The organism is Streptomyces roseirectus (assembly GCF_014489635.1).
Lineage (GTDB): Bacteria > Actinomycetota > Actinomycetes > Streptomycetales > Streptomycetaceae > Streptomyces > Streptomyces roseirectus.
This window is the reverse complement of the sequence record NZ_CP060828.1, coordinates 7,169,011-7,180,944: the sequence shown is the minus strand read 5'-3', so window position 1 is coordinate 7,180,944 and position 11,934 is coordinate 7,169,011. Positions and strand designations below refer to the sequence as shown.

At 71.5% G+C, this 11,934-nt stretch carries 9 protein-coding genes; 1 reads left to right on the top strand and 8 read right to left on the bottom strand.

Annotation, left to right across the window (positions count from 1 at the left end; translation table 11 throughout):
• Nucleotides 1-16: 16 nt before the first annotated feature.
• The 5 genes from IAG44_RS30820 to IAG44_RS30800 form a co-directional block, all read right to left on the bottom strand.
• Nucleotides 17-1,033, bottom strand: a complete 1,017-nt coding sequence (locus tag IAG44_RS30820) for a 1-aminocyclopropane-1-carboxylate deaminase (protein ID WP_187750350.1) — start codon at nt 1,031-1,033, stop codon at nt 17-19.
• A 61-nt stretch (nt 1,034-1,094) separates the two neighbouring features.
• Nucleotides 1,095-1,742, bottom strand: coding sequence for a GntR family transcriptional regulator (locus tag IAG44_RS30815; RefSeq protein ID WP_187750349.1), 648 nt, complete (start codon nt 1,740-1,742; stop codon nt 1,095-1,097).
• A gap of 45 nt (nt 1,743-1,787) precedes the next feature.
• Nucleotides 1,788-3,371: a TROVE domain-containing protein gene (locus IAG44_RS30810; RefSeq protein ID WP_187750348.1), complete on the bottom strand. Its 1,584-nt coding sequence runs from the start codon at nt 3,369-3,371 to the stop codon at nt 1,788-1,790.
• A 335-nt stretch (nt 3,372-3,706) separates the two neighbouring features.
• Entirely contained in the window at nt 3,707-5,134 is a 1,428-nt protein-coding gene (locus IAG44_RS30805) for an alkaline phosphatase PhoX (protein ID WP_187750347.1), read from the bottom strand.
• 159 nt (nt 5,135-5,293) lie between these two features.
• Nucleotides 5,294-6,712, bottom strand: a complete 1,419-nt coding sequence (locus IAG44_RS30800) for a hypothetical protein (RefSeq protein WP_187750346.1) — start codon at nt 6,710-6,712, stop codon at nt 5,294-5,296.
• Nucleotides 6,713-7,034: 322 nt separating this feature from the next.
• Here IAG44_RS30800 and IAG44_RS30795 point away from each other — a divergent pair, with 322 nt between their 5' ends.
• Nucleotides 7,035-8,852, top strand: coding sequence for an endonuclease/exonuclease/phosphatase family protein (locus tag IAG44_RS30795; RefSeq protein WP_187750345.1), 1,818 nt, complete (start codon nt 7,035-7,037; stop codon nt 8,850-8,852).
• Here IAG44_RS30795 and IAG44_RS30790 read toward each other — a convergent pair.
• The 3 genes from IAG44_RS30790 to IAG44_RS30780 all read right to left on the bottom strand — a co-directional run bounded on the left by IAG44_RS30790 (nt 8,812) and on the right by IAG44_RS30780 (nt 11,888).
• Complete coding sequence (locus IAG44_RS30790; RefSeq protein WP_187750344.1) at nt 8,812-9,954, bottom strand: cation:proton antiporter; 1,143 nt, start codon at nt 9,952-9,954, stop codon at nt 8,812-8,814. The two genes, IAG44_RS30795 and IAG44_RS30790, sit on opposite strands and share 41 nt — an antisense overlap.
• A gap of 12 nt (nt 9,955-9,966) precedes the next feature.
• A complete protein-coding gene (locus IAG44_RS30785) occupies nt 9,967-10,947 on the bottom strand; it encodes a hypothetical protein (protein ID WP_187750343.1) in 981 nt (326 codons plus the stop codon).
• A 77-nt stretch (nt 10,948-11,024) separates the two neighbouring features.
• Nucleotides 11,025-11,888, bottom strand: a complete 864-nt coding sequence (locus IAG44_RS30780; RefSeq protein WP_187750342.1) for a MinD/ParA family ATP-binding protein — start codon at nt 11,886-11,888, stop codon at nt 11,025-11,027.
• Between the last annotated feature and the right edge of the window lie 46 nt (nt 11,889-11,934).

Below are 11,934 nucleotides of genomic sequence, written 5' to 3'. Positions count from 1 at the left end.
CGGGGCCCCCTCGTGCTCAGAACAGCGCGCTGTACGCGTTCAGCGCGGGCTGGCCGCCCAAGTGCGCGTACAGGACGGTCGATCCGGCGCCGATCTCGCCGCGCCGGACCAGATCGACCATGCCCGCCATCGACTTGCCCTCGTACACCGGGTCGGTCACCATCCCCTCGGTGCGGGCCGCGAGGCGCATCGCGTCGAGGGTCGTCTCGTCGGGGACGCCGTAGATCCCGGCGTGGTAGCGCTCGTCGAGTTCGACGTCGTCCTCGGTCAACTCGCGCTTGACGCCGATGAGTTGACCGGTGTTGTGCGCGATGCGGGCGATCTGCGTACGGGTCTCGGCGGGCTTCGCGGAGGCGTCGATGCCGAGGACGCGGCGCGGACGGCCGCCCGCCTCCTCAAGCGCGGCGAACCCGGCGACCATGCCGGCCTGCGTGGAGCCGGTCACGGAACAGACCACGACGGTGTCGAAGAAGACGTCCAACTCGCGTTCCTGCTCGGCGACTTCGTACGCCCACCCGGCGAACCCGAGCCCGCCGAGCGGATGGTCGGAGGCGCCGGCCGGGATCGCGTACGGCTTGCCGCCCGACTCCTCGACCTCCCGCAGCGCCCGCTCCCAGCTCTCCTTGAACCCGATCCCGAACCCGGCCTTCACGAGCCGCACGTCGGCCCCGGCGAGCCGGCTGATCAGGATGTTGCCGACCTTGTCGTACACGGCGTCCGGCCAGTCCACCCAACTCTCCTGCACCAGCACGCACTTGAGCCCGGCGCGGGCGGCGACGGCCGCGACCTGGCGGGTGTGGTTGGACTGCACACCGCCGATGGAGACGAGCGTGTCGCAGCCCTGCGCGAGCGCGTCGGCGACCAGGTACTCCAGCTTGCGCGTCTTGTTGCCGCCGTACGCCACACCGGAGTTGCAGTCCTCCCGCTTCGCCCACAGGGCGGCGCCGCCGAGGTGCGCGGTGAGCCGGTCGAGGCGGTGGACCGGGGAGGGGCCGAAGAGGAGGGGGTAACGCTCGTACGAGGAGAGGGACATGGGGTTGCCTCCGGGGTCGTGTTCCGTCGTGTTCCGTCGTACTTCCGAGGAGCGTGCGGTTTCAGGACAGGTCGATCAGCTCTTCGAGCCCCCGCCAGATCTCCGCCGTGACCCGCACCGCCCCGGCCACGTCCCCCGCCTCGCACGCGTCGATCAACCGCTCGTGCAGCCCGGCGGACAGGCAGTTCCCGCCCTCGCCGAACCGGCGCCGCTCCAGGCGCCGGATGAGGGGCGTGTACCGGGCGACGGTCTTGGCGGCGGCCCGGTTGCCGCTCACCCGCACGAGGACGTCGTGCAGCTCGTCGTCCGCGAGGAGCGCCGCGTCGACGTCCCCCGCGACGACGGCGTCCGCGAACCGCTCGTTGGCGGCGCGCATCGTGGCGATGTCCGCCGGGGTCAGGCGGGTTACCGCGACCCGGACCGCCAACTCGTGCATCGCCCCCACGACGGCGGCGGCGTCCCGCACCTCGCTCGCGACGACCGGAGTGACCCGCGTATAGCTCTGCGGCTTGCTCTCCAGCAGCCCCTCCTCCACGAGCCGCGCGAACGCCTCCCGCACCGGCGCCCGTGACAGTCCCAGCCGCTCGGCCAGATCGATGTCCCGCACGATCGCGCCGGGCTCTATCTCCCCGCTGACGATGGCGTCCCGAATGGCGTCACAGGCACGGTCCCTGAGCAGGGTGCGGCCCACGGGTCTTATGGCTTCCATGAATTGAAATGTTAAATGTCAGTCAACTCCCAGGCAAGGGATCCATCATCGGGCACCCCAGGGCCAGTTGGCGTCACGGGCGCTCTCCAGCAGCGGCACCATCCGGAACGCCGCGTCCGAAAGCCCGCCGAACGTATGCCGGTCGGCCTTCCCGGAGGGTCCGTGGGCGGCCCGGTACCCGGCCAGGTTCCAGGTGTAGACCGGGACGTCGGCCGGGACCTGCTCGGTGGGATCGCCGTGCGAGCTGTACGCGTACTGCTCGTCGGTGACGATCAGCACCCGGTCCTGGCCCCGGTAGTGGGCCCGGATCGCGGAGACCGTGTCGGTGCCGCCGAGGTCGCCGAAGCGCTCCAGGATCCGCAGCACCGACTCCCCCGCGTCGAAGCCCAGGCGCCTGCTGGTCGTACCGAACTCGACGAGGTCGGCGTCCTCGGCGCGCACCGCGAGGGCCGTGCCGAAGATCGCCGCCGCGTCGGCCCGGTTGAGCTGCGAGCGCTCCGACAGGCGGTGCCACATCGAGCCGGACCGGTCGACGAGGACGAGGGTGCGGCCCGGCAGCGCGGGCACCTGGGCCAGCGAGTGGCCGAGCGCCCGCTCCAGCGGGTACGCCCAGCGCGGCGAGGGCGCGTTGCGGTACGCGGCGAGGTAGCGGAACGGGAACTGCCGTGAGCGGGCGACCTCTTCGGGGTCGCTGATCCGCGCCGCGACCCTCGCCGCGACCTCGTCCGAGACACCGGCCTCGTCGAAATTGCGCAGGTTTCTGACCAGCGCCATCGCGCCCATGGACGGGATCACCGCCTCCCAGGCCGCCTTGTCCATCGGTCCCTGCAGCCAGCCCGCCAGCGCCTCCCAGGTCATCCCGGCCGCCGCGAGCCGTTCGGCGCCCCCGGCCCCGGTGACGACGGCACGCCGCCGCTCGACCGGCAGCTCCATCAACTCCCGGTGCGCGGACAGCACTTGGTCCGACGCGGGCGGCACCGCCGCCTCCGGGTGGTGCCGGCGGTCCAGCGCGTACCGGAACAGCTCGCCCTGCCAGGGCTTCGCCGGGTCCGGCGCCGCGTGCACCAGGTTCAGGATGTCGCCGAAGCGGTAGCCCTTCGCCGACGTGTCGTACTTCAGCAGGGACTTGGCGTGGTACAGCCGCCGGACGGCGTCGGCGACACCGCGCTTGACGGGCTTGGGGATGTTCCGGCCGTAGGTCGCCGTCCAGTACGCCAGCAACTCGCCGGGCTCGTCCGGCCGTCGCAGGACGGAGTCGACGACGCTCCGGTTCGAGGGGCCCTCGGTCGCGCCGGCCGCGAGACGTGCGTGCACGTACTCGGCGGCGCCGACCACGGCCGCCGTCCGCAGGTTGCCCTCGCCGCGCAGCCAGCCGAGCAGTCCCGCCGTCCACTCGGGGTCGGTGACCGCCAACTGGCGTATCAGCGTGGCGAATCGGTTGTCGCGGTCGGTGCCGGACTCGTAGAACGTGTCCTGCGAGACGAAGTTGGCGACGGCGAGCAGGAACAGTTCGGAACGCGCGTCCCGTTCGTGGCCGTGGCCGCCCTCGCCGGTACGCAGGGCGCGGCCGGTGGTGGTGACGGGAGACGTCGTACGCGCCTTCGTGGCGCGGGTGTTGAAACGGGCCATGGTGAATTCCCCCCGAAATTCAGTGAGTCATGAGGGGAGGCACGGCGCGTGGAGGGTGCCCGAGGTCAGGAGTCGGCGACGGACTTATCAGGTGCTCTACCGGATTGAGCTACACCGACCCGAAGTCGATGACGGGATTCGAACCCGCGACCGCCCGGCCCATTGAAGTAACCGTTGCCTGCGCACCGGGCACCCGCCACAAGCCGCGCCTCCCGAGATCAAGTCGACTGCGGTATCGGATTCTGTGGAAGAAGTAACCGCTGTCCGCGCACCGGGAGGTGCGTCGCTTTCGTGTCTCCGACTCTAGGAGGCGCGGCCTGTGACGGTCGAACGAATTAGCGCCTCTGCCGCTTCCAGGGCCCCGTGATCGCCAGCATGATCCCCGGTGTCTGGATGCTGGCGTAGAGGGTGCGCCCGTCGGGGGAGAAGGTCACGCCGGCGAACTCGCTGTATTCCGGGGCGTCTTCGGTGCCGACGTTGAGTTCGTTGCGGGCGATGGGGTAGGTGCGGCCGGAGTCGGTGGCGCCGAAGAGGTGCTGGACGCCCTCGCCGTCCTCGGCGATGACGAGGCCGCCGTAGGGGGAGACGGTGATGTTGTCGGGGCCGTCGAAGGGGCCGTCCTTCGACGGGTCGGGGTTGACGCCGAGGAGGACCTTGAGGGTGAGGGTGCGGCGCTTGGGGTCGTAGAACCAGACCTGGCCGTCGTGCTGGACGGGGCTCTCGGAACGGGCGTAGGAGGAGACGATGTAGGCACCGCCGTCACCCCACCACATGCCCTCCAGCTTGCGGGCGCGGGTGATCTCGCCGTCCGCGAACTGCTTGCGCACGGCGACGGTTTGGGCGTCGCGGTCGGGGACGTCGATCCAGTCGACCCCGTACACCGTGCCGGTCTTCGTGGCCCGGGAGAGGTCGTCGACGAATTTGCCGCCGGAGTCGAAGCACTTGGGCGCCTGGAGGACACCGGCGTCGTCGGCGAGGGTGCGGAACCTGCCCCGGCCGTGCGTGAAGCCCTTCGGCGGGGTCCAGCGGAACAGCAGGCCGTTGGGGCTCGCGGCGTCCTCGGTGAGGTAGGCGTGCCCGCGCCCCGGGTCGATGACGACGGCCTCGTGGTCGTAACGCCCGAAGAACTTCAGGGGCTTGGGGTCCCGGTTGGCGCGCCGGTCGAGCGGGTCGACCTCGAAGACGTACCCGTGGTCCTTGGTCATCCCGTTGACGCCGGCCCGGTCGGAGTTCTCCTCGCACGTCAGCCAGGTCCCCCAAGGGGTGCGCCCGCCCGCGCAGTTGGTCGACGTCCCCGCGATCCCCACCCACTCCGCGACCCGCCCATCAGGCCGCACCTCGACGACCGTGCACCCGCCCGAGGCCGCGGGGTCGTACACCAGCCCCTCGGCGAGCGGCACCGGATGCGCCCACCTCGTGCGCGGCCCCTTCAGCTCATGGTTGTTGACCAGCAACGTCGTCCCACGCGGCCCCTCGAAAGTGGCCGTCCCGTCATGGTTGGACGGCGTGTACTCCCCCGACTCCAGCTTGGTCTTCCCGCTGTGCGTGATGACGCGGTAGGTGAACCCGGCGGGCAGCGCGAGGATGCCTTCGGGGTCGGGCAGCAGGGGCCCGTACCCCAGTCCCCCGTGCTCGCACCCTTCGACGTCAGCGGACGCGAGAGCCTGCGGAGCGGAGGCGAGCACCCCGGCGCTCCCTGCCAGCACCACCCCGGCACCGGTGAGCGCGGATCTGGCGGCGAAGTCCCTGCGGGTGAGCGACATGAAGTCTCCTGAGACGGGTCGAGTGGCGCGGAGGGTGGCGCACGGAGGTTCGCGAAGACACACTCCCGCCCGCTCTTTAACTCCAGTTGAACAACGCCCTAAAGGGGCGCGGGGAACTGCGCGACCAGCCCAATACAGCCCGCACTCGCCAACCGCAGCTCAACCCCCCTGCTGCGACCGCGCCTTGAACGCCGCCTTCCGCGCCTCCTTCGCCACCCGCTTATCGGGATGCAGCCTCCCCATCGCCTCCAGCACATCGGCGGTAGCCGGATGCCCCACCCGCCACACCGCCGAGAAGAACCCCTCGTGCTGCGCGGCCAACCCCTCCACCAACGCCTGCAACTCCTCCGAGTTCCCCTCGGCAGCCAACTGCGCGGCCACCGTGTCGATGGTCAGCCAGAACACCATCTCCTCGGACGGCGCGGGCACATCCGCGAACCCCAGCTCGCTGAGCCACACCCGCGCGAGCCCACCCAGCTCGGGATCGTCCAGCACCTCCCGCACGGCGGTCTCCGCCTCACCCCCGACGAGCGACAACGCCTGCTGGCACCGCAACCGCCGCAGCGGAGCCCCGTCATCGGCCCCGCGCGCCGCGGACAGCAACTCCCGCGCGGCGTCGAGCGGTTGACGCCGTCCGAGCCACTGCTCGGTCTCGGCCCGCGCCGCGAGCGACCCGTACCCGGCGGTCCCGTCGAGCAGCGCGTCCGCCCCCTTGTCCGCGAGTTCACCGACGGCCGGCGCGGCGAACCCCGCGTCGAGGAGCCGGGCCCGCAGCCCGTACCGGCCGAGCGCGGTGAGCCGGACCATCCCGTACCGCGAGACGTCCGTCTCGTCGACGCCGTCGGGGACGTCCCCGTCCATGAGCGCTTCGTCGACGGGCTCGTACTCGACGATCCCGACGGGCTCCAGCAGCCGGAACTGGTCGTCGAGGCGCATCATCGCGTCGGAGACCTGCTCCAGGACGTCGTTGGTGGGCTCTCCCATGTCGCCGGGGACGATCATGGAGGCGGCCAGCGCGGGCAGCGGGACCGGGCCTTCGCCGGGCCCGTCCTCGCTGACGGAGAGCAGGTAGAGGTTGCCGAGGACGCCGTCGAGGAATTCGGCCTCGGCCTCGGGGTCCCAGTCCAGCTCGGAGAAGTCGACGCGGCCGCCCTCGTCCATGACGTCCATGAGCGCGTCGAGGTCGGGGGTGCTGGCGTCGGCGAGGACGGTCTCCAGCGCGGCGAGCCAGACGGTGAGGACGTCGTGCGGGGAGCCGCCGGTGAGGAGGGCGAGGTCGTCGCCCGTGCGGACGGTGCCTGCCTCCTCGTCCAGGATCTCGACGAGCCCGGCGTCCACGGCGACCCGCCACGCCTCGCTGGCGTAGGCTTCCGCGTCCTCGCCGGTCAGCCCCAGCTCCTCGGCGGCGGCCGGCAACTGCTCGTCGACGAGCCCGCCCCCGGCGTCCACCCGGGTCCCGGGACCGGCCCACCGCGCGAGCCGCGCGGCCCGCGACAGCAACGGCGTGGCGAGCGCTTCCCGCGCCAGCTCCGCTTCGGGGGCGAGCCGCACGGGCGGCAGGGGGGAGCTGTCTGACATCGGCTGATTCTCCTAGCGGACGGAAGTACTACGGGTATGACCCTGACCGGCCCCGTACACCTCACCCCGAAGCCTAGACGGGTTTCACCCCATGCCACCCGGTTCATCTGCCCGTCCGCTCCCGTACATGGCCGAAACCTTGACAAGTGGCGAGATCAACAAGGAGATTGACGCGCGTAGAAGTCAGGGAACAACTGTTCACCACCGTCCTTGGTTCTACGCGTGTCACGTACCTGCCACACTGCTGCACAGCCGCAGGCACCCGCACTCCCCCCACGCGCCTTGCCGTCCTTGCCCCGACACTCCCGCCCGGAGGGATCACTTGCCCAGCAAGTCGTCCGCGCGTCTCGCCGCGCTCACCGTCGCCGCCGTCTGCTCGGCCGCGTCCACCGTCGTCCTCGTCTCGCCCGCGCACGCGGACACCGTGCGCATCCACGACATCCAGGGCACGACCCGCATCTCCCCGTACGCCGGCAAGCAGGTGACGGACGTCGCGGGCATCGTCACGGGCATCCGCACGTACGGCCAGTCCAAGGGCTTCTGGATCCAGGACCCGAACCCGGACGCCGACCCGGCGACCAGCGAGGGCGTCTTCGTCTTCACCAGCTCGGTCCCCAAGGGCGTCGCCGTGGGGGACGCGGTCACGGTCACCGGCACCGTCTCGGAGTTCGTCCCGGGCGGCACGGCCTCCGGTAACCAGGCGATCACCGAGATCACCAAGCCCGTCACCACGGTCGTCTCCAGCGGCAACCCGGTCCCGGCCCCGGTCGTGATCAGCGCGCGCTCGGTCCCGGCGGCGTACGCGCCCGCCCCGAACGGCTCGATCAACGCCCTGACGCTGGAGCCGAAGAAGTACGCCCTGGACCACTACGAGTCCCTTGAGGGCATGAACGTCCAGGTCGCGGACGCCCGCGTGGTCGGCGCCACGGACCCGTTCACCGAGCTGTGGGTGACGGTGAAGCCGTGGGAGAACGCGAACCGGCGCGGCGGCACGGTCTACGGGTCGTACGGGTCGCAGAACACCGGCCGGATCCAGATCCAGTCGCTCGGCGCGACCGCCGACTTCCCGGCGGCGAATGTGGGGGACACCCTTACGGGCGCGACGACCGGCCCGCTCGACTACAACCAGTTCGGCGGCTACACCCTCGTCGCCAGCCGGCTCGGCACCCTGAAGAGCGCCGGCCTCCAGCGCGAGTCGACCCGCGCGCAGTCCCGCGCCGAACTCGCGGTCGCCACGTACAACGTCGAGAACCTCGACCCCTCCGACACCACGTTCGCCGCGCACGCCGCCGCGATCGTGCACAACCTCAAGTCGCCCGACATCGTGTCCCTGGAGGAGATCCAGGACGACAACGGCGCGACGAACGACGGCACGACCGCCGCCGACGTCACCGTCACGAAGCTGATCGACGCGATCAAGGCGGCGGGCGGCCCCGCGTACGACTGGCGTTCGATCTCGCCGGCCGACGGCCAGGACGGCGGCGAGCCCGGCGGCAACATCCGCCAGGTCTTCCTGTTCAACCCGGAGCGCGTCTCCTTCACGGACCGCGCGGGCGGCGACGCCACGACGGCCGTCGGCGTCACCAAGGTGCGCGGCAAGGCCGAACTGACCGTCTCCCCGGGCCGGATCGACCCGGCGAACGAGGCGTGGAAGAACAGCCGCAAGCCGCTCGTCGGCGAGTTCACCTTCCGTGGCAAGACGGTGTTCCTGATCGCCAACCACTTCAACTCCAAGGGCGGCGACCAGGCTCTGACCTCGCAGTACCAGCCCCCGGCCCGCTCCTCCGAGGTCCAGCGCCACCAACAGGCCACGCTGGTCAACGCGTTCGTCAAGAACATCCTCGACACCCAGAAGAACGCGGACGTCATCGCGCTCGGCGACATCAACGACTTCGAGTTCTCCGGCACCGCGAAGCTCCTGGAGTCGGACGGCGCCCTCTGGTCGGCGATCAAGTCCCTGCCGAAGAACGAGCGTTACTCCTACGTCTACCAGGGCAACGCGCAGGTCCTCGACCAGATCCTGATCAGCCCCTCGATCCGCCGCGCCTGCGCCTTCGAGTACGACAGCGTCCACGTCAACGCGGAGTTCCACGACCAGATCAGCGACCACGACCCGCAGGTGCTCCGCTTCCGGCCGTAGGGCCTGCCCCGGCACCACGCGCACGACGGCCCGGTCCCCCACGCCGCCAGGGGGCCGGGCCGCCGCGTCGCCACGGGCCCCCACGTCGCCACGGAGCCTGGCCATTCCGCCCACCCACGGCCGAATTCGCCGCGTAGTGCAGCAGGTTGACGGTGACGATCGCGGGCGCCACGATCGCCGGCGCCCTCGGGAACGCCGGTTCGAGCGACAGCGCGAGCACGATCGCGGTGACCCCGTTCTGCTGTCCCAGCGCCAGCAGCACCCGGTCGGCGCGCCCGAGCCGGCGCGTCAGCACCGAGGCGACGACGGCGTGCGCGGCGAACGCGGAGGCGCCCAGCACGAGCCCGTAGCCGACGCTGACGCCGCCGACGAGCAGCATCCCGAGCAGGAACGCGGCGACGGCGTAGGCCCCCCGGGTGACCGCCCCCACCCAGCGCCCGAGGAACGCGGGCCGGAAGAACAGCCCCACCACCGCGATCCCCAGCATCAGCGTGTACGACGCGGCCACCACCAGCATCCCCCCGACCAGCACCACCCCGACGACGTCCGCGCCCCGCCCCTGCCACAGCCGCAGGAAGAACCAGACCGCCCCCGCGCCCGCCACCAGCACGGCGCTGAACCCGAGTTGGACCGCGTACCCGCTCGCCGACCCCCCGATGCCCGCCCCGTCCGCGACCAGCGGCACCGTGAACGCGGTCAGCAGGACGGTCACGGGGTCGTCGAAGGACGCCCACACCGACAGGATCGTCTTGGCGCGCGGCGACATGCGGGAGGAGTCGCGCAGGGCGGCCACGGACAGCGGGTCGACCTGGGCGACGGTGATCGCGAGGACGAGGTACGCGGGATCGTCCAGGGCCAGCCACAGCGCCCCGGCGATCAGGGCCGCCTTGGCGACGACGCCGACCGTCACCGCGAGGCCGATCAGCCCGAGGTGTTCACGGGCCTCGCGCACCGAGATGTCCGAGGTGCTGCCGTACAGGCCGACGGCGAGCAGCAGCAGCGTCAGGAACAGGAAGGCGTCCGAGCCGCCGACCTCGCCGGTGCCGGTGCCGACCGCCCAGCCCGCCGCCAACAGGCCCAGCAGCAGGCCGAGTTGTCTCACCTCGTTACCTCTTCACCGTTCGGCCGCGAGGACGCGTTCGACGGCGTCGGTCAGCTCGGCCATCCTCAGGTCGGCGTGGAAGACGCGGTCCTGGTTGAGGGTGACGCCGAGGAGGAAGGGGCCGTCGCCGACGACGGAGTAGTAGAGGGCGCCCTCGTCGACGTCGAGGACCGTGCGGGTGAGGCGGCCGGGCAGGACCGCCTTGAGGGAGTGGTTGAGGCGGGCGACGACGAACGGCAGCCGCTGGGCGATGTCCTGGTAGCGGTCGCGCCGGCTCTGGTGGGTGATGTTGCGGAAGTAGGGGGCGAGCTGGGCGAGTTCGAGGACGTCGGCGGAGAGGAAGCCCGCCGGGTCGAGGTAGGCGACGTAGTGCAGGTCCTCGACGGACAGCGCGGCGGAGCAGGCGGTGAGCAGGGACTCGGGGTGCGGGCCGACGGCGCCGGAGCGGTCGGTGTGCAGGGCATCGGCGACGGTCGTCGGGCCGCCCGAACGGCCGTCCGGCGCCGTGTCCTTGAAGTCGTCCTCCTCGAACCCGCCGTAGTTGAGGCCGCGTTGGCGCAGAGTCGCGGCGAACCGGGTGGCGAGGCGGGCCATCGCGCGGTCGCCGGGTTCGTCGTGCGCGGCGCCGAGCGAGACGCCGGTGAGGTATTCGCCGGGGCGGACGTAGTAGTGGAAGACGGAGGCGTCGCCGAGCCGAAGGACGGTGCGGATGAGCCGGCCGCTCTCGGCGGGGCGCAGCGCGCGGTCCATCCGGCCGAGCAGGAAGTTGAGCTGCCGGCCCACGCGGATGTAGAGGTCGCGGTCGACGGCGGCGTCCTCGGCGACCGACTCCAGGATGTCCACGGAGTAGTTGTAGACGCCCCGGTGGTAGGCGGCGACGTGGTGGAGCCCGTCGGGGTGCAGCGCGTCGGCGCACATGTCGACGAAGTCGTCGCTGGCGTCGGTGACATGGGCGGCGCGCAGCCGCGCCGGACTCGCCAGAGCGGGGCTCACCCCCGAAGAGGTTCCCCCCGGCGTCCCGGTGGGTGTGTCGGTACGGTCGGGATCAACGGTGTCCACCACGCCTCCTCTCAGTGGCCGCCTGGGCCGAAGCCGGTGCGGAACAAATCGGGTTCGAGTGCTTCCAGACCCTCGCGGAACGCCTTCCCGAAGGGGCTCTGCGGGCCGGGCAGGGCCCCCTGGGCGACGGTCTGCGCGGCGCGGGGGTCTTCGGGCAGGTCGAGCACGGTACGTACTGGCAGTGTGTCCCTGGAACGGGCGCCTCCAACCCCGTTCAGCCGATTCTGGCCGGTAAATCGCGGACCCGGACCGGGTCTGTTCGCCACGTATCCGGCGAGTTTGCCCAGCAGCCCCGCGCGCTCCAGCTCGGCGGTGAGTTCGCGTACGGCGGGATGGGGACGGCCGTCCGGCGGGCCGACGAGGAAGACGTACTCGACGGCGTCGCACACGCGCCGGGTGCACGGCCCCCAGCCGGTTCCGCAGTCGACGAGGAGGCAGCCGGCGATCTCGGCCAGGCTCTCGGCGGCGCGGCCGACGATGTCGGGCAGGTCGCGCCGTGCGGTGAACGCCGAACTGCCCCTGCCGCGCAGCCCGCTGAAGAGGGTCATGCCCTCGCTGCGGCCGTCGTGGGCGCGCAGCCGGACGAGGAACGGGGCGGCGGTACGGTCGTGCAGCGCGATCTTCTCCTCCTTGGCGAACCCGACGAGCCCGCAGTCCTCCTCACAGGACCCGGACGTCCGCCAGGCGCCGAGCAGCGAGGTGAGTCCGGCGGTCTCCAGGTCGGCGTCCATGAGGACGACGTCCTGCCCCTTGGGCCCCATCTCGGCGTCGATCAGCGCCCCGGCGGTGGCCGTGACGAGGCTCGCGCCGGTGCCCCGCCAGGGCGCGAGCACCGCCGCCGACCAGGGCTGTCCCCATTCCCGTCCGTTCCTCACTGCCGTCCCCCTCTCGCGCGGTACCCGACTGGTGCCCCGTAGCGTG